Annotated in this window: 22 protein-coding genes; 13 read left to right on the forward strand and 9 right to left on the reverse strand. The window is 67.3% G+C overall.

Annotated elements, in window-relative coordinates; all coding sequences use genetic code 11:
• The first annotated feature begins 89 nt into the window (after positions 1-89).
• Complete coding sequence (locus H9Q09_RS03220) at positions 90-455, forward strand: DUF427 domain-containing protein (RefSeq protein WP_187389877.1); 366 nt, start codon at positions 90-92, stop codon at positions 453-455.
• Positions 456-503: 48 nt separating this feature from the next.
• Here H9Q09_RS03220 and H9Q09_RS03225 read toward each other — a convergent pair whose 3' ends face one another.
• Positions 504-791, reverse strand: a complete 288-nt coding sequence (locus H9Q09_RS03225; protein ID WP_187389878.1) for a SelT/SelW/SelH family protein — start codon at positions 789-791, stop codon at positions 504-506.
• Positions 792-890: 99 nt separating this feature from the next.
• On the opposite strand from H9Q09_RS03225, the gene H9Q09_RS03230 reads away from it, so the two are divergent.
• The 6 genes from H9Q09_RS03230 to H9Q09_RS03255 all read left to right on the forward strand — a co-directional run bounded on the left by H9Q09_RS03230 (position 891) and on the right by H9Q09_RS03255 (position 5,176).
• Positions 891-1,709, forward strand: a complete 819-nt coding sequence (locus tag H9Q09_RS03230; RefSeq protein ID WP_187389879.1) for a potassium channel family protein — start codon at positions 891-893, stop codon at positions 1,707-1,709.
• 99 nt (positions 1,710-1,808) lie between these two features.
• Positions 1,809-2,159: a metalloregulator ArsR/SmtB family transcription factor gene (locus tag H9Q09_RS03235; protein ID WP_187389880.1), complete on the forward strand. Its 351-nt coding sequence runs from the start codon at positions 1,809-1,811 to the stop codon at positions 2,157-2,159.
• On the forward strand, positions 2,156-2,695 hold the full coding sequence (locus H9Q09_RS03240; RefSeq protein ID WP_024349565.1) for an arsenate reductase ArsC: 540 nt from the start codon (positions 2,156-2,158) through the stop codon (positions 2,693-2,695). The genes H9Q09_RS03235 and H9Q09_RS03240 overlap by 4 nt, the downstream gene beginning before the upstream one ends.
• Positions 2,692-3,117, forward strand: coding sequence for an arsenate reductase (glutaredoxin) (arsC, locus tag H9Q09_RS03245; RefSeq protein ID WP_187389881.1), 426 nt, complete (start codon positions 2,692-2,694; stop codon positions 3,115-3,117). Before H9Q09_RS03240 ends, arsC begins: the two co-directional genes overlap by 4 nt.
• Entirely contained in the window at positions 3,107-3,838 is a 732-nt protein-coding gene (gene arsH / locus H9Q09_RS03250) for an arsenical resistance protein ArsH (protein ID WP_187389882.1), read from the forward strand. The genes arsC and arsH overlap by 11 nt, the downstream gene beginning before the upstream one ends.
• 30 nt (positions 3,839-3,868) lie before the next feature.
• On the forward strand, positions 3,869-5,176 hold the full coding sequence (locus H9Q09_RS03255; protein WP_187389883.1) for an arsenic transporter: 1,308 nt from the start codon (positions 3,869-3,871) through the stop codon (positions 5,174-5,176).
• A 6-nt stretch (positions 5,177-5,182) separates the two neighbouring features.
• On the opposite strand, the gene gndA is transcribed toward H9Q09_RS03255, so the two are convergent.
• From gndA to gyrB, 6 genes are all read right to left on the reverse strand, one after another.
• Positions 5,183-6,607: an NADP-dependent phosphogluconate dehydrogenase gene (gndA, locus tag H9Q09_RS03260; RefSeq protein ID WP_024349561.1), complete on the reverse strand. Its 1,425-nt coding sequence runs from the start codon at positions 6,605-6,607 to the stop codon at positions 5,183-5,185.
• Between the two features lie 87 nt (positions 6,608-6,694).
• A complete protein-coding gene (locus H9Q09_RS03265; protein WP_024349560.1) occupies positions 6,695-7,456 on the reverse strand; it encodes an ABC transporter permease in 762 nt (253 codons plus the stop codon).
• Positions 7,453-8,379 (reverse strand): ABC transporter ATP-binding protein, encoded by a 927-nt coding sequence (locus tag H9Q09_RS03270; protein WP_187389884.1) that lies wholly within the window; start codon positions 8,377-8,379, stop codon positions 7,453-7,455. Before H9Q09_RS03270 ends, H9Q09_RS03265 begins: the two co-directional genes overlap by 4 nt.
• A 262-nt stretch (positions 8,380-8,641) precedes the next feature.
• A complete protein-coding gene (locus H9Q09_RS03275) occupies positions 8,642-8,800 on the reverse strand; it encodes a DUF3563 family protein (RefSeq protein WP_081651831.1) in 159 nt (52 codons plus the stop codon).
• A 148-nt stretch (positions 8,801-8,948) separates the two neighbouring features.
• Positions 8,949-9,425, reverse strand: a complete 477-nt coding sequence (locus H9Q09_RS03280) for a GreA/GreB family elongation factor (protein ID WP_187389885.1) — start codon at positions 9,423-9,425, stop codon at positions 8,949-8,951.
• Between the two features lie 170 nt (positions 9,426-9,595).
• Entirely contained in the window at positions 9,596-12,031 is a 2,436-nt protein-coding gene (gene gyrB / locus H9Q09_RS03285) for a DNA topoisomerase (ATP-hydrolyzing) subunit B (protein WP_187389886.1), read from the reverse strand.
• A gap of 214 nt (positions 12,032-12,245) precedes the next feature.
• Between gyrB and H9Q09_RS03290 the strand changes: the two genes are divergently transcribed.
• From H9Q09_RS03290 to rpsU, 5 genes are all read left to right on the forward strand, one after another.
• A complete protein-coding gene (locus H9Q09_RS03290; RefSeq protein WP_187389887.1) occupies positions 12,246-12,683 on the forward strand; it encodes a thioesterase family protein in 438 nt (145 codons plus the stop codon).
• A gap of 141 nt (positions 12,684-12,824) precedes the next feature.
• Positions 12,825-14,246, forward strand: a complete 1,422-nt coding sequence (locus tag H9Q09_RS03295) for a cytochrome P450 (protein WP_187389888.1) — start codon at positions 12,825-12,827, stop codon at positions 14,244-14,246.
• Positions 14,247-14,621: 375 nt separating this feature from the next.
• Positions 14,622-14,834 carry a cold-shock protein gene (locus tag H9Q09_RS03300; RefSeq protein WP_024349555.1) on the forward strand — a complete coding sequence of 71 codons (213 nt, stop codon included), beginning with the start codon at positions 14,622-14,624 and terminating at the stop codon, positions 14,832-14,834.
• A 98-nt stretch (positions 14,835-14,932) separates the two neighbouring features.
• Positions 14,933-15,181, forward strand: coding sequence for a hypothetical protein (locus H9Q09_RS03305; protein ID WP_024349554.1), 249 nt, complete (start codon positions 14,933-14,935; stop codon positions 15,179-15,181).
• A 109-nt stretch (positions 15,182-15,290) separates the two neighbouring features.
• Complete coding sequence (rpsU, locus tag H9Q09_RS03310; protein WP_024349553.1) at positions 15,291-15,614, forward strand: 30S ribosomal protein S21; 324 nt, start codon at positions 15,291-15,293, stop codon at positions 15,612-15,614.
• Positions 15,615-15,691: 77 nt separating this feature from the next.
• Here the strand turns inward: rpsU and H9Q09_RS03315 are convergent, their stop codons facing one another.
• Both H9Q09_RS03315 and cysK read right to left on the reverse strand, forming a co-directional pair.
• Complete coding sequence (locus tag H9Q09_RS03315; RefSeq protein ID WP_187389889.1) at positions 15,692-16,246, reverse strand: DUF6653 family protein; 555 nt, start codon at positions 16,244-16,246, stop codon at positions 15,692-15,694.
• A gap of 40 nt (positions 16,247-16,286) precedes the next feature.
• A complete protein-coding gene (gene cysK, locus H9Q09_RS03320; RefSeq protein WP_187389890.1) occupies positions 16,287-17,288 on the reverse strand; it encodes a cysteine synthase A in 1,002 nt (333 codons plus the stop codon).
• Positions 17,289-17,544: 256 nt separating this feature from the next.
• On the opposite strand from cysK, the gene H9Q09_RS03325 reads away from it, so the two are divergent.
• Positions 17,545-18,366, forward strand: coding sequence for a GGDEF domain-containing protein (locus tag H9Q09_RS03325; RefSeq protein WP_187389891.1), 822 nt, complete (start codon positions 17,545-17,547; stop codon positions 18,364-18,366).
• The last annotated feature ends 7 nt before the right edge of the window (positions 18,367-18,373 follow it).

An 18,373-nucleotide genomic window follows, 5' to 3' on the forward strand; every position in this document is an offset into this window, starting at 1 on the left:
GATGCCGATACGGACGCTTCGCCGCAGCCGCGGAACGGCCCTGCCGCGGGCCCCTTTTCCTTGCCGATCCCTGCAATTGGAGAAGCCCGATGACCACAGACACCGAACAGCGTACCCGCGAGCGAATCCGGATCGAGCCGGCCGCCGGCTCCGTCGTGGTGAATTTCCACGGCGCCATCCTCGCCTCCACCGACAAGGCGCTGGTGCTGCACGAGACCGGCTACGATCCGGTCTACTACATCCCCAAGGACCGGGTGGAGATGGCCTATCTGCGCGAGAGCGGCCGGCGCACGACCTGCCCGTTCAAGGGCGAGGCCCGCTACTGGTCGATCACCGCCGAGGCGCAGGCCGCCGACGACGCGGTCTGGGCCTATGACACGCCCCATGCCGGCGTCGCCGAGATCGCCGGCCATGTCGCCTTTGATCCGAAGAAGGTGACCGTCGCCGTCAGCTGACCCGCCGGGCCGTCCGAGCTGCGCGGGGCCGGCAGCGGCCCCGCCCCGTCAGCGGTCGCTGTGGCCGAGGTCGCGGGCCGGATCGAGCCGGTCGCGCACCCGCTGCTTCAGGATCTTGGCCTCGGGAAAGCCGCCATCGGCCTTGCGCTCCCAGATCGTCTCGCCCTCATAGCGGATCTCGAAGACCCCGCCGGTGCCCGGTACCAGCGCCACCTCGCCCAGATCCGGGCCGAAGGTCGACAGCAGCTCCTGCGCCATCCAGGCCGCCCGCAGCAGCCACTGGCACTGGGTGCAATAGGTGATCGCGATCCTCGGGGCCGCCACGTCGTCGCTCATTGCCTGTACTCCTGAAGCCTGCCGCGCTACCTCGGACATCGGAACGGCACTCCGGCCGATCCGCGCGACGCACCCTCCCGGACCCAACGATCGGCCGCAATGCTGCAATCCGCCCGTCCTGCACATGGCTGGCACCGCCGCCGGCTCAAGACCCGGATCGCCCGTGCCCGGGTCCGCCTGCGCCGCCTCTATCACGGTCATACCCGAAATGCCCTGCGCTTCCAGATGGCGGTGCTGTCGGTGGACATGGCGATCATCGCCTTCTTCGTCTTCAGCCCGATCCTGCGCGAAAATCCGTCCTTCCTCTTCGTCGATTATTCGGTCGCCGCGATTCTCGCCGCCGACGTCTCGGCGCGGTGCTTTGCCGCCCGCAACCCGCTCAGATGGCTGCGCCAGCCCTTCGTGCTCCTGGATCTGGTGATCCTGGCGACGCTGCTGTTTCCCTACACGCTGATCAATTTCGGCTTCCTGCGAATCGTCCGGCTGTGGTCGATCTCCCAGAGCGGCGTCCTGTGGCGGCCATTGCGGCGCTGGGGCCACCGGGACTGGGAGCAGCTCGCCCGGGCGATGGTCAATCTGATCACCTTCCTGTTCCTGGCGACGGGCTTCGTCTACACGACCTTCTTTCGGAAAGGTTCGGGCCTCGAGGGCTATCTCGACGCCCTCTATTTCACCGTCGCCTCGGTGACGACGACGGGCTACGGCGACATCACCCTGCCGGGCAGCTGGGGCAAGCTGACCTCGGTGGTCATCATGATCATCGGCATCTCGCTGTTCGTGCGGCTGGCGCAGGCGATCTTCCGGCCGCACAAGGTCGACTATCCCTGCCCCAATTGCGGCCTGCAGCGCCACGACCCCGACGCCGTTCACTGCAAGGCCTGCGGCCAGCTCCTGAAGATCCCCGACCCCGGCGACTGACCGAACGGCCGCCGCGAGACGACGCCGCTGCGGGCACCACGCGGCGGGCGGCTGCATGGGCGCGCTTGCATGCTACAAATATCCTTGTAGTATTGCAGCATGGATGAAGACAGAGCCGTCGCGGCGCTTGCCGCCCTCGCCCATGCCGACCGCCTCGCCGCCTTCCGTGCCCTCGTGCAGGCCGGCCCCAAGGGACTGCCGTCCGGCGTGATCGCCGAGCGTCTCGGCGCGGCTCCCACCCGGATGAGCTTTCACCTCGCCGCCCTCGAGCGCGGCGGGCTGATCGGCTCGCGGCGGGACGGACGGCGCATCCTCTATGCCGTCCGCTACAACGAGATGCGCGGCCTGCTGGGCTTCCTCACCGAGGATTGCTGCGGCGGCCGGCCCGAGCTTTGCGGCGACCTTGCCGCGCTGGTGCCCGCCTGCGGGACAGAGGAGGCCTGCCGATGACCCGGTCCGATCCGTTCAACGTGCTGTTCCTGTGTACGGGCAATTCCGCCCGCTCGATCCTCGCCGAAGCCATCCTGCGCAAGGAGGGCGGCGGGCGCTTCAACGCCTTTTCGGCGGGCAGCTTCCCGAGGCCCGACGTCCACCCGATGAGCCTCGAGCTCCTGGCCGAGCATGGCTATCCGACCGAGGGGCTGCGGTCGAAGACCTGGGACGAGTTCGCCGAGCCGGGCGCGCCGAAGATGGATTTCGTCTTCACGGTCTGCGACGACGCGGCCGGCGAATCCTGCCCGGTCTGGCCGGGCCAGCCGATGACCGGGCATTGGGGCATCGAGGATCCGGCGGCGGAAACACGCGGCGGAATGTGGCAGCGCGCTGCCTTTCTGCGTGCGCTGCATTACATGCGCAATCGCATCGCCGTCTTCACGGCGTTGCCGATTGAAACGCTCGAGCGCAGCAGCCTGACCGCCGAGATCCGTGCCATTGGCCGGTTGGAGGGGACGACGGCGACCGCTCCCCAGCCAGCAGAGGCCCCATGACCGTCACGATCTATCACAATCCCGACTGCGGCACCTCGCGCAACACCCTCGCCATGATCCGCCAGTCCGGCGAGGAGCCGCAGGTCATCGAATATCTGAGGAACCCGCCCAGCCGCGAGACGCTGATCGAGCTCCTCGACATGATGAAAATGAAGCCGCGCGACCTGCTGCGCGAAAAGGGCACGCCCTATGCCGAGCTCGGGCTCGACGACCCGAAGCTGTCGGACGAGGAGATTCTCGCCGCGATGATGCAACACCCGATCCTGATCAACCGGCCGATCGTGGTGACCGACAAGGGCGCCCGACTGTGCCGTCCGTCGGAGACCGTTCTGGAGATCCTGCCGGATCCCGAGATCGGCCTGTTCACCAAGGAGGACGGCGAAGTGGTGATCGAAGGAAGCGAACACTACCATGACGGATGAGCCTGCAACGCCCTTCGACCTGCCGAACATCGCCGCCGACCAGCTGGAACGGCCCGATGTCGCGGCGCTGGCCGGGCCGGACGGTCCGGCCCACGCGCCGCGGATCCTTGTTCTCTACGGCTCGATCCGCGAGCGCTCCTATTCGCGCCTTGTCTCCGAGGAATCGGGCCGGCTGCTGCGCTGGTTCGGCTGCGAGGTGAAGACCTTCGATCCGCGCGACCTGCCGCTGCCCGACGGTGCCGAGCCCTCCCATCCGAAGGTGAAGGAGCTGCGCGATCTCGCCATGTGGGCCGAGGGCATGGTCTGGGTCAGCCCGGAGCGTCACGGCGCGATGACGGCGATCATGAAGGCGCAGATCGACTGGCTGCCGCTGTCGCTCGGCGGCGTGCGGCCGACCCAGGGCAAGACGCTGGCCGTCATGCAGGTATCGGGCGGCTCGCAATCCTTCAACGCGGTCAACCAGATGCGTATTCTCGGCCGCTGGATGCGCATGGTCACGATCCCCAACCAGTCGTCGGTGGCCAAGGCCTTCAACGAGTTCGACGAGGCCGGACGGATGAAGCCGTCCGCCTATTACAACCGCATCGTCGACGTGTGCGAGGAACTGGTGAAGTTCACCCATCTCGTGCGCGGCCGGTCGGACTATCTGACCGATCGCTATTCCGAACGCGTGGAGAGCGCGGAAGCCGTCTCCCTCAGGGTCAACCAGCGCTCGATCTGAGCTTTCTCCCTCCCCGTCCCGGACATTGCCATGCTCGCCTTCGCGATCTTCCTCGCCACCCTGATCCTCGTCATCTGGCAGCCGAAGGGCCTCGGCATCGGCTGGAGCGCGCTGGGCGGCGCGGCGGTCGCGCTGGCCGTGGGAGTGGTCGATCTTGCCGATCTCGGCGTCGTCTGGGACATCGTCTGGGACGCGACCTTCACCTTTGTCGGGCTGATCGTCATCTCGCTGATCCTCGACGAGGCGGGCTTCTTCCACTGGGCCGCGCTGCACGTTGCGCGCTGGGGCGGCGGCAACGGACGGCGGCTGTTCCCGCTTGTCGTGCTGCTCGGCGCGGTGATTGCCGCCTTCTTCGCCAATGACGGCGCGGCGCTGCTTCTGACGCCGATCGTGCTGGCGATCCTGGTGCGGCTCGATTTCCGCCCCGAGGCCGCGCTGGCCTTCATCGTCGCCACCGGCTTCGTCGCCGACACGACCAGCCTGCCGTTGGTCATCTCCAACCTCGTGAACATCGTCTCGGCGAATTATTTCGACATCAGCTTCAACCGCTACGCGCTGGTCATGGTGCCGGTCGATCTCGTCGCCCTGGCGGCGACGCTGACGGTGCTGTGGGTCTATTACGGCCGTGCGATCCCGGCGGCCTATCCGGTGGAGGAGCTGGAAGCGCCGCGCTCGGCGATCCGCGACCCGCTGGTGTTCCGCGCCGCCTTCCCGCTGCTCGGCTTGCTGCTGGTCGCCTATTTCGTCACCGGCCCGTTTGACGTGCCGATCGCCTTCGTCACCGGTGCCGCGGCCTTGCTGCTGCTGGCCATTGCCGGCCGCTGGATCGGCAAGGACGCGGCGGTGGTGCCGATCGGCCGGGTCCTGCGCAATGCGCCCTGGCAGATCGTCCTGTTCTCGGTGGGCATGTATCTGGTGGTCTACGGCCTCGGCAATGCCGGCCTGACGGATCTGGCCGCCGGCCTCCTGGTCTGGCTCGGCCAGCAGGGCAATCTCGTGGCGACCGTGGGCAGCGGCTTTGCCGCCGCCATCCTCGCCTCGGTGATGAACAACATGCCGGCGACGCTGGTCGGGGCGCTGGCCATCGACCGGGCCGAGGTCGCGCCGCTGACCCAGGAGCTGATGATCTACGCCAATGTGATCGGCAACGATCTCGGGCCGAAATTCACCCCGATCGGCAGCCTCGCCACGCTGCTCTGGCTGCATGTCCTGGCCACCAAGGGACATCGCATCACCTGGGGCCAGTACATGAAGGTCGGGCTGGTCATCACGCCGCCGGTGCTCCTGGCGACGCTCCTCGCGCTGGTCGTCTGGCTGCCGCTGGTGAACGGCAGCTAGGCCGGATTAGACCGCCGGCCAGCGATGGTGGAAGACACCGTCGCGGTCGAGCCGGTGGAAGGTGTGGGCCCCGAACAGGTCGCGCTGCGCCTGGGTCAGATTGGTGGTGCCCCGCGCCCGGCGATAATCGTCGAAATAGGCGAGCGCCGCCGACAGCGCCGGCACCGGGATGCCGGCCATGGACGCCTTGGCGACGACCTTGCGCAGCGCCGTCTGCCCCGCCTCGACCCGGCCGATGAAGGCCGGCGACTGCAACAGATTGACCACGCCGCCGGTCTCGTAGGCGCCGGCGATGTCGTCGAGGAACTGCGAGCGGATGATGCAGCCGGCGCGCCAGATCTCGGCGATGGTGCCGAGCGGCAGGTTCCAGCCGAACTCCTCCGAGGCCGAGGCCATGGTGGCATAGCCCTGGGCGTAGGCGATGATCTTGGCCGTCTCCAGCGCCTGCTCCAGCTCGGCGATGCCGGCGGCCTCGCCGGAGAAGTCCGCCGCCTCGGTGGCGATGCCGGCATAAAGGCGGCTCGCCTCGGCCCGCTCGGACCGGCGCGAGGAGACGCCACGCGCCGAAACCGCGGCCTCGATGGTCGTGGCGCCGACGCCCAGCTTCTGCGCCTCGATGACCGCCCAGCGGCCGGTGCCCTTCTGGCCGGCCTCGTCGACGATCAGGTCGACCAGCGGCTTGCCCGTCTCCGGGTCCTTCTCGGCGAGATTCACCGCGGTGATCTCGATCAGATAGGAGGACAGGCCGCCCTTGTTCCACTCGGCGAAGATCGCCGCCATGGCGTCCGCCTGCATCCCCATGCCGTCGCGCATGATGCCGTAGATCTCGGCGATCATCTGCATGTCGGCATATTCGATACCGTTGTGGATGGTCTTGACGAAATGGCCGGCACCGTCCGGGCCGAGCCATGCGACGCAGGGCGCGCCCTCGTATTTCGCCGCGATCTTGGTCAGGATCGGCTCGAGCTGCGGATAGGTGTCCTTCGCCCCGCCGACCATGATCGAGGGGCCGTGGCGCGCACCGAGCTCGCCGCCCGACACGCCCATGCCGACGAAGTTGAGGCCGGTGCCCTCGACATCCCGCGAGCGGCGGACCGTGTCGTTGAAATCGGCATTGCCGGCATCGATCATCACGTCGCCCGGCGACAGCAGCGGCGCCACCTCGGCCATCTCGTCATCAACGATCTTGCCGGCCGGGACCATGAACAGCACCAGCCGCGGGCTCTTCAGCGAGGCGACGAATTCCTTCAGCGTCGAGGCCGGCACGACATTGTCGCCGATGCCCGGATTGTCGTCGCGCAGGGCGAAGCCCTTCTCGACGGTGCGGTTGAAGACCGCCACCCTGAAGCCCTTCTCGGCGATGTTGAGCGCGAGATTGGCGCCCATCGTCCCGAGACCATAGACCCCGATATCGGCAGGCCGATCAACCATCTGACTTCTCCTGTCTTCCCCCGCCCCGGGCGATGCGCCACGCCGGACGGTCCGTCGAATTGCGTTCCGCGGCGGTCGCCGCGCGTGTCAGCTCTTCAGCCGCCAGCCGGTGCGGAAGATCCAGCCGATGACCAGCAGGCTGGCCACCAGAAAGACCAGCGTCATGGCAAGGCTGACCCCGATCGACACGTCCGACGTGCCGTAGAAGGCCCAGCGAAAGCCGCTGATCAGATAGACGACCGGATTGACCAGGCTGACGTCCTGCCAGAACTCCGGCAGCATCTTGATGGAATAGAAGCTGCCTCCTAGAAAGGCCAGTGGGGTGATGATCAGGAGCGGCACGAGCTGCAATTTCTCGAAGCCGTCGGCCCAGATGCCGATGATGAAGCCGAACAGCGAGAAGGTGATCGCCGTCAGGACGAGGAAAGAGAGCATCCAGATCGGATGTTCGATCCGCAGATCGACGAAGAACCAGGCCGTGGCGAGGATGATCAGGCCGAGCATGGCCGATTTGGTCGCCGCCGCGCCGACATAGCCGAGCACGATCTCGAAGGCCGAGATCGGCGCCGACAGGATCTCGTAGATCGTGCCGACGAATTTGGGGAAATAGATGCCGAAGGCGGCATTGGTCAGGCTCTGCTGCAACAGCGACAGCATGATCAGGCCGGGCACGATGAAGGCGCCGTAGGAGACGCCGTCGATCTCCTCGATGCGCGAGCCGATGGCCGCGCCGAAGACGACGAAATAGAGCGAGGTCGAGATGACCGGCGAGATCACGCTCTGCATGATGGTCCGCCAGGTGCGGGCCATCTCGAACTTGTAGATTGCGCGGACCGCAGCGAAATTCATGCCTCGTCCCTCACCAGGTTCACGAAGATTTCCTCCAGCGTGGACTGTTTGGTCGACAGGTCGCGGAAGCGGATGCCGGCGTCCGACAGGCGGCTCATCAAGGTGGCGATGCCGGTGCGCTCGGCCGTGGTGTCGTAGCTGTAGGTCAGGCTCTCGCCGTCCGGCGCCAGCGCGATGTCGTAGTCGTCGAGCCCGTCCGGCAGGCGCTGGATCGGCTCCTGCAGATGCAGGGTCAGTTCCTTGTGGCCGAGCTTGCGCATCAGCTCGGCCTTGTCCTCGACCAGGATCAGCTCGCCGCGGGAGATGACGCCGATGCGGTCGGCCATCATCTCGGCTTCCTCGATATAGTGGGTGGTCAGGATGATGGTGACGCCGGATTCGCGCAGCTTGCGCACGACCTCCCACATCTCGCGGCGCAGGCCGACATCGACGCCGGCCGTCGGCTCGTCGAGGAACAGCACCTCCGGTTCGTGCGACAGCGCCTTGGCGATCAGGACGCGGCGCTTCATGCCGCCCGACAGGGTCATGATCTTGCTGTCGCGCTTGTCCCACAGCGACAGGTCGCGCAGCACCTTCTCGATATGGGCGGGGTTGCGCTTCTTGCCGAACAGCCCGCGCGAGAAGGAGACGGTCGCCCAGACGCTCTCGAAGGCGTCGGTGGTCAGCTCCTGGGGAACGAGGCCGATCATCGAGCGGGCGGCGCGGAAGTCGCGGTCGATGTCGTGGCCGCCGACCGAGATCGAGCCCTCGGTCAGGCCGGCAATGCCGCAGATGATCGAAATCAGCGTCGTCTTGCCGGCGCCGTTGGGGCCGAGCAGCGCGAAGATCTCGCCCTTGTCGATGGACAGGTCGATGTTCTTCAGCGCCTGGAAGCCGCCCGCATAGGTCTTCGAGACGTTCTGGACGGAGAGGATCGGTGCCATGGAGAGATGCTACCGCTGCAGGAGACGGCCGGAGCGAGCGAATGTCGCCGGGCATTTCACCCGACATAGCCGTTCGGCCAGCTTTGGCCAGAGGCAGTCGGACGGACGGATCGTCAACCGGCATACCCGCAGACGAGAACGCCCGCAAACGGCGGGGCAGCGGGAAGCTGGCGCGTCGTTTGCGGGCGGTGAATCCGGCCCGTCGCGCGCAGGCCGTGCCTGCGCCGGGCAGATCGAGGCGGGAGAAGCCTCCCGCGCCCTGTCAGAAGGGGTAGCTGCGTGCCGAGAAACGGCCCTGGTCGACCTCGCGGAGACGGCGCTCCAGGTCGGACATGGACACGGACTGGTCCAGATAGGCCCGAACCCGCTCCTGCTCGCGGTTGCGGCGGAAGGCGCCGCGGATCTTGTCGGTGATGTTCATGATCGGTCTCCTTTCCGCCCTTAGATGGAAGCTTTGCCGCAATGCAGCAATGCCGCGCGATGCAAGGCAGCCATGCCGTGGCGGCACGGCGGCGGAAAGGATTCGTTAACGATCCCCGGCCCGCAGCCTCAGCCAGCCGGGATGCGGCTCAGGCGGCTTCCTCGGAAATCGCGACGATCTCGGCGTCGGCCGTGCCGGCGCGCACGACGTCGCCGACGGTCCGGCCGATCAGGCTGCGCGCCAGCGGCGACAGATAGGAGATCAGCCCGGCGGACGGATCGGCCTCGTCGATCCCGACAATGGTGAATTGCTGGGTGCGACCGTCCTCGCGCTCGATCGACACGACGCTGCCGAACTGCGCCGTGCCGCCGGTGTCGCGCGGCCGGATCAGTTCGGCGGTGGCGCGGCGGGCATTCCAGTAGCGCAGGTCGCGGTTGATGTTGGCGATGGCGATCTTGTCGTCGGCCAGCCGAGCCGCCTCCTTGCGCTCGTTCAGCGCGGCGATCTCGGCATCGATCAGCGACAGCCCGCGCGGCGTGACGAGATTGGGCTCGGTGCCCAGATCGCGATCCGGCAGCACCTCGACCTGGTCGTCATTGGGTTCCTTGACGAAAGCGACACTCATCGGACGACATCCTGTTGTTGTACAAGGGATGTAGGGTCGCCGACGACGCGCTCAACCGGCCCGGCAAGGCGGGTGCATCCGACGAACGGACGCCCGCCCCGCAGAGCGGTCTGTTCCGTGGAAGCCATCCGACACGAAACGCGACCGGTGCAACACCGGTCGCGGACGCTTCAGATATCCAGATTGGCGACCTGCAGCGCGTGTTCCTGGATGAACTCGCGGCGTGGCTCGACCTCGTCGCCCATCAGTCGCGAGAACAGCTGATCGGCGTCGGTGGCGTCGTTGATCTTGACCATCACCAGGGTGCGGGCTTCCGGGTCCAGCGTGGTCTCCCAGAGCTGCTCCGGGTTCATCTCGCCCAGGCCCTTGTAGCGCTGCAGGGTCAGGCCCTTGCGACCGACCTCGAAGACCGCGGTCAGAAGCTCCAGCGGGCCGGTGAGCTCGCGCTCGGTGTCGCGCCGGCGCAGCACCGGCAGGCCCTGGTAGATCTCGGCCAGCCGTCCCGCGAGGCGGTTCAGCTGCAGGCCGTCGCCGGAATTGATCAGCGCCGCGTCGATCGTCTGCACCTCGGAGACGCCACGCACGGTGCGCATCAGGCGATAGCCGCCGTCGACCGCCTCGCCGGACCAGCCGCGCTCGGTCTCCTCAGCCACGTCGTCCAGCCGCTCGGCGATCCGCTGGGCCATCTGCGGGCCCTTGGCCGCGTCGTCGGCCATCTCCGGCGACAGCGCGCCGACGACGGCGGCCTGCTCGATGACGCTGCGGTCGTAGCGCGAATGCAGGCTGCTCATCACCTGGCGCACCTGCAGCGCGTCCTCGACGACGCCGCGCAGGTCGCGGCCGGTGCGCACTTCGCCATGGGCGAGCGTCAGCCCGGCATCGTCGAGACCACCCTCGATCAGATAGTTCTCGAGCGCCTTCTCGTCCTTCAGATACTGGCTCTGCTTGCCCCGCGTCACCTTATAGAGCGGCGGCTGGGCGATGTAGATGTAGCCGCGCTCGATCAGTTCCGGCATCTGCCGGAAGAAGAAGGTCAGCAGCAGGGTGCGGATATGGGCGCCGTCGACGTCGGCGTCCGTCATGATGATGATCTTGTGGTAGCGCAGCTTCTCGATGTTGAACTCGTCCTTGCCGATGGACGTGCCCAACGCCGTGATCAGCGTGCCGATCTGGTCGGAGCCCAGCATGCGGTCGAAGCGGGCGCGCTCGACATTCAGGATCTTGCCGCGCAGGGGCAGGATCGCCTGGTTCTTGCGCGAGCGCGCGCCCTTGGCCGAGCCACCGGCCGAGTCGCCCTCGACGATGAAGATCTCGGATTTCGCCGGATCGCGCTCCTGGCAGTCGGCCAGCTTGCCGGGCAGCGAGGTGATGTCCAGCGCGCCCTTGCGCCGGGTCAGGTCGCGGGCCTTGCGGGCGGCCTCGCGGGCCGAGGCGGCTTCCACCACCTTGGCGATGACCACCTTGCCCTCCTGCGGATGCTCCTCGAACCAGGTCGCCAGGGTCTCGTTGACCAGGCTTTCCACGACGGGGCGCACTTCCGAGGAGACCAGCTTGTCCTTGGTCTGCGACGAGAATTTCGGGTCCGGCACCTTCACCGACAAGACGCAGGACAGCCCCTCGCGGCAATCGTCGCCGGTCAGCGTCACCTTCTCGCGCTTCAGCGCGCCGGAGGTCTCCGCATAGCCGGTCACCTGCCGGGTCAGCCCGCCGCGGAAGCCCGCCATATGGGTGCCGCCGTCGCGCTGCGGGATGTTGTTGGTGAAGCAGAGGACGGATTCATTGTAGCTGTCGTTCCACCACAGCGCCGCCTCGACGACGATGCCGTCCTTCTCGCCATGCAGCACGATCGGCTCGGGGATCAGCGGCTTGCGGGCGCGGTCGAGATAGCGGACGAAGGCTTCCAGGCCGCCCTCGTAGAACAGCTCGGTGACCTTCTCGTCGGCATGGCGCTTGTCGGTGAGGATGATCCGCACGCCCGAATTCAGGAAGGCCAGCTCGCGCAGCCGATGCTCCAGCGTGCCGTAGTCGAACTCGGTGACGCCCTGGAAGGTGTCGGTCGAGGGCAGGAAGGTGATCGCCGTGCCGGTCTCGTCGCCGGCGTCCCCGGTCACCTCCAGCGAGCCGTCCGGCACGCCATGGGTGAAGGACATCTCGTGGATCTTGCCCTTGCGCCGGATCTTCATCGACAGCTTGACCGACAGCGCGTTGACTACCGAGACGCCGACGCCGTGCAGGCCGCCTGAGACCTTGTAGGAATTCTGGTCGAACTTACCGCCGGCATGCAGCTGGGTCATGATGACCTCGGCCGCCGAGACGCCCTCGCCGGTGTGGATGTCGGTCGGGATGCCGCGGCCATTGTCGGTGACGGTGCACGAACCGTCCGGGTTCAGCGTCACGGTGACATGGGTGGCGTGGCCGGCCAGCGCCTCGTCGATGGCGTTGTCCACCACCTCGTAGACCATGTGGTGCAGGCCCGAGCCGTCATCGGTGTCGCCGATATACATGCCGGGACGCTTGCGCACGGCGTCCAGCCCCTTCAGGACCTTGATCGAGTCGGCACCATATTCGGGATTGGCAAGCGGATCGGTCTCGGGGATAGCTGACATGATGGTCCTTGGTCTCGAGCCGAGCACCCGGGGAGGGCGAATCGGCCAAAATTCACTCTTTTATATAGGGTCTCTCCTTCATTGACGAAAGCGCCTGCCGGCCCTACCCCCAGCGGCAGGCCGGAATGCGGCGCGAACGCAACGCCTGCGCCGGCCGCGCGACCCGTGCCGCGCCTCCGCATCCGCTGCAATCTTCGCCGTGAGAGACCGATCCATGCCTTCCAACGACCCGACTCGGGACGACTTCCCGTTCTGGACCCACGACAAGCTGCGCTACGGCGACACCGACCGCCAGGGCCATGTGAACAACGCCGTCTACGCGACCTTCTTCGAGACCGGCCGGGTGGAAGTGCTGCATGCCGGCGAGGCGCCGCCGCCGGCCGGAACCGCCTTCGTCCTGGCGCAGATCACCATCGACTTCCGGCGCGAGATGAACTGGCCGGGCGAGGTGGAGATCGGCACGGCGGTCGAGGGCCTGGGCAACAGCTCGATCCGCCTGCGCCAGGGCGTCTTCCAGAATGGCGTCCTGTGCGCCAGCGCCGCCGCGGTGATCGTCCTGATGGACGAGACCACCCGCCGCTCGACGCCGCTGCCGGACGACATGCGCGGCCGGCTCGCGGCCCATGTGCGGACGCGCCCCGCCGAGGCCTGAACGCACGCCCTGCCCTGCCGGCAGCCGCCGGCGGCAGGGCAACGGCCCCCGGCGCCACCCGCGACGATTGCGCCGCTCGACGCGGCAATCCCTACAACCCATATGGAATCGCGGTTCCTCTCCTGCGGCGAGTCGCATTTCATGTCCGATACACTGACCGCTCCAGCCCAGGCCGCGCCCGCCGCGCCCGTGCGGCCGTTCCGCGCCCCGGCGCCGGTGCCCAACGCGACGCCGCTCGGCTTCTTCGGCTTCCTGACGACGGCCTCGCGCAATCCCATCGAGATCTGGGGCACGCGGGCGTTCAAGGAGCCCTATATCGTCGGCAAGTGGCTGGGCGTGCCGAACATCGTCATCAACGATCCGGCCGGCGTGCGCCACTGCCTGGTGGAGAACGCCAAGAACTACGTCATGCAGCCGCTGCGCCAGCGCATCCTGCGGCCGCTCCTGCGCGACGGGCTCCTGACCGCCGAGGGCGCCCTGTGGCGTCGTACCCGCAAGGCCATCGCGCCGGTGTTCACGCCGCGCCACACGGCGGGCTTCTCGGAAACCATGCAGGACCGGTCCGAACGCTTCGCCGACGGGCTCGCCGCGCGGGCCGGCGGCATGGTGGACGGCAGCCACGAGATGACGCTGCTCACCTTCGACATCCTGCAGGCGACCCTGTTCACCGACGACATCGCCGATGACGGCGAGACATTCGCCCGCTCGACCCGCGACTTTCTCGGCTCGATGGGTCGGGTCGATCCGCTCGACCTTCTCGGCGCGCCGGCCTTCCTGCCGCGGCTGCGCCGGATGCGGGGGCGCAAGTCGATGGATTATTTCCGCGGTCTCATCGCCCGCACCATCACCCGCCGCCGCGAGCAGATCGCCCGCGATCCCGACGGCGCGCCGAACGATCTCCTGACGCTGCTGGTCAAAACCGACGGCCTGTCGGCCAGCGAGATCGAGGACAACATCATCACCTTCATCGGCGCCGGCCACGAGACCACCGCGCGGTCGCTGGCCTGGACGCTGTATCTCCTCAGCCAGGCCCCCGCCGAGCGCGCCGCCGTCGAGGCCGAACTCGACACGATCCTGCCGACCCTGTCGCATCCCAGCGAATGGCTGGAGCGCCTGCCCTATACGCGGGCCGTCTTTGAGGAATCGCTGCGGCTCTATCCGCCGGCGCCGTCGCTGAACCGCACCGCGCTGGCGCCGGACCGGGTCGGCGACGTGGCGATTCCCGCCGGCGCGACGGTGCTGGTCATGCCCTGGCTGATCCATCGCCATGAAATGCTCTGGGACCGGCCCGACCATTTCATCCCCAGCCGGTTCCTGCCGGGCAATCGCGAGGCGCTCGACCGCTACCAGTATCTGCCCTTCGGGGTCGGCCCCCGGGTCTGCATCGGCGCCAGCTTCGCCCTGATGGAGGGCGTCATCGCCCTCGCCTGTCTCCTGCGGGGCCTGCGTTTCGACTATGAGGAGGCCGCGCCGCCGGAGGTGGTGCAGCGCATCACCGTGCAGCCCGATGGCGGCCTGCCGCTGAGGGTCAGCCGCCGCACGCCCGCGTCCCCGGCGGGGTGACGGGAGCGATCGCGGCCGGGCCGAATCCGGCCGCAAAGGCCCGTCGGGCAGCGCTTTGCGGCCCGGCAGCGGGGCCGCCACGCCGCGCCTTTCCGACAGTGCGCTTGCGTTCGGGCGCGTGAAAGCCCATACTATCAGTTCGGGTATTTGCAGACCCGGAGTCTGGCAGACGTTCCGCCACCGTAAAACGGCGGTTCGCTTGGTAGCGCATTGGCGCGACCAGCGCGACGAGAACCAAACCTTTCGCCGTAACCCTTGTGAAGTTCCGAATCTCCGGCCGCGGCGGCATGCCGTGTCCACACCACTCAAGAAGTCAATCGCGTCGCGAGAACACTTCAGACGATCGCCCACAGGGCAGCGACGAAAGGTAATACCATGAGCCAGACCGGCACCGTAAAGTTCTTCAACGAAGCCAAGGGTTTCGGATTTGTCACCCCGGAAGGCGGCGCGAAGGATGTCTTCCTTCACGTCTCCGCTCTCGAGCGCGCGGGCATCTCCTCCCTGAACGAAGGCGACAAGATCAGCTTCGACACCGAGCCGGACACCCGCGGCAAGGGCCCGAAGGCTGTCAACGTTCAGCGCGCCTGATTGCATGATGTGACCGGCGGGCTTCAGGCCTGCCGGTCTCTACTGTTTCGCATGGGTTCGCGGCGTTTGGTGGCGAACAACGGCGGAAGAAGGTGACGATGGAAAATTCCAGGAAGGCGCGTGAACGCGCCGAAGCGGCACTGTCCGGACCGCCGGAACGACCGGCCAAGGGCTCCGCGATTGGAATCATCGCCGCCGAAAGCCTGGCCGTCCAGGAAAAGACGGCACGATTGAAGAAGCTCCGCATGGAGCGGGATGCGGCCGAAGCGCCTGAGCCGACCAAGGCAGAGGCGAAGGCGTCGAAGGCGAAGGCCAAGACGACAAAGCCGACGGCGCGCGCTAAATAGCCGGTTGGCAGACCGACTCGGTCGCCGATCAATTCCGAGGCCCGGCCACCACCTGCCCCGCAAGGCAGGGAAATGGCCCGTGGCCCATCAACTGATGGAAGGAGTCGTTTTGAAAGTCGACGTCAGAGACAACAATGTCGATCAGGCCCTGCGGGCGCTGAAGAAGAAATTGCAGCGCGAAGGCGTCTTCCGTGAGATGAAGGCGCGTCGCGCCTACGAGAAGCCGTCCGAGCGACGCGCTCGGCAGAAGCAGGAGGCGATCCGCCGCTCCCGCAAGCTTGCTCGCAAGCAGGCGCAGCGCGAAGGCCTCGTGCCCGGTCCGAAGCGCAAGATCCGTCCCGGCGCACCTCGCCCGGGCGCACCGAGCACTGGCGCCAGTGCCAACGGCGCAGCCGGTGCACCGCGTCCGGCTTCCGCGACCTCGCAGTACTGATACGACCCATTCGCTCCTCGAGAGCAGAAAAAGCCCGGCGGATCCGATCCGCCGGGCTTTTTCGTGTCTGGGCCACCTCAGCCGTCTGACAGGTCACCGGAGTGTGGCCGCCGCCCGTCGGGCTTCGGCACCAGCCAGCGGCGGTATTCATCAGAGACCTCGCACATGTCGGCATAGAGCCAGACCATGCGGTCGACGAACCAGATCTTACCGCCCTCCGCGATGATCAGTCCGGCAACCGTGGCGGTCGCCTCGCCCCGGATCAGGCCATAGGCGAGGACCGCCACCCCGACGGCAGTGATGGAGGTGAGGATCGTCGCGGCCCGGCGATGGTGGTCCGGGACCGGCACCGCCTTCCGGTTCAGATAGACCCGCTCGCCGAAGGTCGCCCGCGACGCCCAGTTGTCGGGATTGCGGGGCGGCGGGAACAGCCGCGGATTGACCATGGCGAAGACCGCCAGGGCCGCGACCGGCGCGAGTACCCACCAGCCGATCCAGACGCGGCTCCAGATCGCCAGGACCAGGAGCGGCAGGATCGCCGCCCGGGTCCAGACGCTCCAGGGATTGGCATGGCGGGCCCAGCTCTCCTCATCCATGCGCATCGCCCGCTCGGCCAGCGCGAAGACATCCATGGCGTCCTCCCGTCGGCCGAACGGCCGGAGAGGCCCGGCGCTATTTCGCGCCGTCCTCCTCGCCCAGACCGTCGAACAGTGCCGTCGACAGATAGCGCTCGGCGAAGGACGGGATGATCACGACGATGTTCTTGCCCGCCATCTCCGGGCGCTGACCGACGGTGATCGCCGCCATCAGTGCCGCACCGGAGGAAATGCCCACCGGCACGCCCTCGATGCGGGCGACGAGACGGGCGATCTCGAAGGCGTCGTCATTGGTGACCTGCACGACCTCGTCATAGACCTCGCGGTCGAGGATCGCCGGGGCGAAGCCGGCACCGATGCCCTGGATCTTGTGCGGGCCGGGATCGCCGCCCGACAGGACATGCGAGGCTTCCGGCTCGACCGCGACGATGCGGACGCCCGGCTTGCGCTGCTTCAGCACCTGGCCGGCGCCGGTGATCGTGCCGCCGGTGCCGATGCCGGACACCAGCACGTCGATTTCGCCCTTGGTGTCGTTCCAGATTTCCTCGGCGGTGGTGACGCGGTGGATTTCCGGGTTGGCCGGGTTCTCGAACTGCTGCGGCATCACCGCATCGGGGATCTCGGCCACCAGTTCGCCGGCCTTGGCGATGGCGCCCTTCATGCCCTTGGCGCCCTCGGTGAGCACCAGATCGGCGCCGAGCAGGCGCAGCATCTTGCGGCGCTCGATCGACATGGTTTCGGGCATGGTCAGGATCAGGCGGTAGCCCTTGGCCGCGGCCGCAAAGGCGAGCCCGATGCCGGTGTTGCCCGATGTCGGCTCGATCAGCGTCGTCTTGCCCGGCGTAATCCGGCCGTCGGCCTCGAGCTTCTCGATCATGGCGACGCCGATGCGGTCCTTGACGCTGGCGATCGGGTTGAAGAATTCGAGCTTGGCGAGAAGGTTGGCCTTCACGCCCTTTTCCTTGGCCAGCTTGTCCAGCCGGACGATCGGCGTGTCACCGATGGTGTCGGCGATGGAATCGTAGATGCGTCCACGCCCGTGGGTCCGTGCGGCGCCCTCTTTCACTACCTTGTCCATGATGGTCTCCTTCCCTGTCGCGGCCCGGCGTTCATTCACTTCGCGCCCGGTCATCCTTCCTAACCTATGCCGGATCGCGCGCGGTTTTGAGGTCTGACAATCCAAAGCCGGCGGTCTGGCCGGAATAGCTTGCTAGGCCGGCGCCGGCCGATCCATGCAATTTGCAACCAATTCTTTACCCTCTCTTAGGCCGCCCCCACCAGTATGGCGGATCACGGCGGGTCCCTCGCGCCCTTTGCACGAAACGAGATTGCGCATGGCACGCTCCTTCCAGCACATTCGCACCATTTTCGGCGAGTTCGTCCTGTTGCTTCTGGCCATGACGCTGCTGTCGGTGGTCGCCGCCTTCCACATCTTCGACGGTGTCGGCCAGGCCGCGCTGAACCGTGCGCTGGGCTTTGCCGTCGTGGTGCCGATGCTGAGCGCCGTGCCCTATGCGATCTATTTCGTCGTCCGCCTCACCGGGCTGATGCAGCACAATGACGGCCTGCAGCGCGCCGCGACGACCGACCGCCTCACCGGCGTCCTGAACCGTCCGGGCTTCGACACCGTCATCCGCCGGCACATGGCCGCCCTCGGCGACCACCAATATGCGGGCCTGATGCTGCTCATCGTCGACGCCGACCATTTCAAGCGGATCAACGACCGTCTCGGCCATCCGACCGGCGACAAGGCGCTGAAGGCCATCGCCGGGGCCCTGAAGCGGTCGATGCGTGGCTCCGATGCGGTCGGGCGCCTGGGCGGCGAGGAATTCGCCATCTCCTTCCCCTGCACCAGCCTCGAACAGGGCAAGGCGGTCGCCGAGCGCCTGCGGCTGAGCATCGGCAAGCTGAGTGTCAGCGACGGCAAGCAGAGCGCCCGCCTGTCGGTCAGCATCGGCGGCGCCTTCTATACGACCCCGCAGCTCTTCGACCGGGTCTATGGCGCGGCCGACGTCAATCTCTATCATTCCAAGCGCACCGGCCGGAATCGCACGACCATCACCTCGGTCGCCGCCCATGGCCGCCGCTATCTGCAGGCCGACGGGCAGCAGCAGAACCAGCAGACCGCCCGGCTGACCGCCCTGCCCGCGCGCTGACCCGTCC

Source organism: Aurantimonas sp. DM33-3 (assembly GCF_014334315.1).
GTDB lineage: Bacteria > Pseudomonadota > Alphaproteobacteria > Rhizobiales > Rhizobiaceae > Aurantimonas > Aurantimonas coralicida.

Excerpts from the sequence above, each read along its gene's own strand:
- arsH (WP_187389882.1), top strand. The coding sequence starts at position 3,107 with ATGACGGATGAGCCTGCAACGCCCTTCGACCTGCCGAACATCGCCGCC.
- H9Q09_RS03235 (WP_187389880.1), top strand. The coding sequence starts at position 1,809 with ATGGATGAAGACAGAGCCGTCGCGGCGCTTGCCGCCCTCGCCCATGCC.
- gndA (WP_024349561.1), bottom strand. The coding sequence starts at position 6,607 with ATGGTTGATCGGCCTGCCGATATCGGGGTCTATGGTCTCGGGACGATG.
- H9Q09_RS03270 (WP_187389884.1), bottom strand. The coding sequence starts at position 8,379 with ATGGCACCGATCCTCTCCGTCCAGAACGTCTCGAAGACCTATGCGGGC.
- H9Q09_RS03305 (WP_024349554.1), top strand. The coding sequence starts at position 14,933 with ATGGAAAATTCCAGGAAGGCGCGTGAACGCGCCGAAGCGGCACTGTCC.
- H9Q09_RS03275 (WP_081651831.1), bottom strand. The coding sequence starts at position 8,800 with ATGAACATCACCGACAAGATCCGCGGCGCCTTCCGCCGCAACCGCGAG.
- H9Q09_RS03225 (WP_187389878.1), bottom strand. The coding sequence starts at position 791 with ATGAGCGACGACGTGGCGGCCCCGAGGATCGCGATCACCTATTGCACC.
- H9Q09_RS03295 (WP_187389888.1), top strand. The coding sequence starts at position 12,825 with ATGTCCGATACACTGACCGCTCCAGCCCAGGCCGCGCCCGCCGCGCCC.
- H9Q09_RS03325 (WP_187389891.1), top strand. The coding sequence starts at position 17,545 with ATGGCACGCTCCTTCCAGCACATTCGCACCATTTTCGGCGAGTTCGTC.
- H9Q09_RS03230 (WP_187389879.1), top strand. The coding sequence starts at position 891 with ATGCTGCAATCCGCCCGTCCTGCACATGGCTGGCACCGCCGCCGGCTC.
- H9Q09_RS03265 (WP_024349560.1), bottom strand. The coding sequence starts at position 7,456 with ATGAATTTCGCTGCGGTCCGCGCAATCTACAAGTTCGAGATGGCCCGC.
- H9Q09_RS03315 (WP_187389889.1), bottom strand. The coding sequence starts at position 16,246 with ATGGATGTCTTCGCGCTGGCCGAGCGGGCGATGCGCATGGATGAGGAG.
- H9Q09_RS03290 (WP_187389887.1), top strand. The coding sequence starts at position 12,246 with ATGCCTTCCAACGACCCGACTCGGGACGACTTCCCGTTCTGGACCCAC.
- gyrB (WP_187389886.1), bottom strand. The coding sequence starts at position 12,031 with ATGTCAGCTATCCCCGAGACCGATCCGCTTGCCAATCCCGAATATGGT.
- H9Q09_RS03280 (WP_187389885.1), bottom strand. The coding sequence starts at position 9,425 with ATGAGTGTCGCTTTCGTCAAGGAACCCAATGACGACCAGGTCGAGGTG.
- H9Q09_RS03220 (WP_187389877.1), top strand. The coding sequence starts at position 90 with ATGACCACAGACACCGAACAGCGTACCCGCGAGCGAATCCGGATCGAG.
- arsC (WP_187389881.1), top strand. The coding sequence starts at position 2,692 with ATGACCGTCACGATCTATCACAATCCCGACTGCGGCACCTCGCGCAAC.
- H9Q09_RS03255 (WP_187389883.1), top strand. The coding sequence starts at position 3,869 with ATGCTCGCCTTCGCGATCTTCCTCGCCACCCTGATCCTCGTCATCTGG.
- H9Q09_RS03240 (WP_024349565.1), top strand. The coding sequence starts at position 2,156 with ATGACCCGGTCCGATCCGTTCAACGTGCTGTTCCTGTGTACGGGCAAT.
- cysK (WP_187389890.1), bottom strand. The coding sequence starts at position 17,288 with ATGGACAAGGTAGTGAAAGAGGGCGCCGCACGGACCCACGGGCGTGGA.
- H9Q09_RS03300 (WP_024349555.1), top strand. The coding sequence starts at position 14,622 with ATGAGCCAGACCGGCACCGTAAAGTTCTTCAACGAAGCCAAGGGTTTC.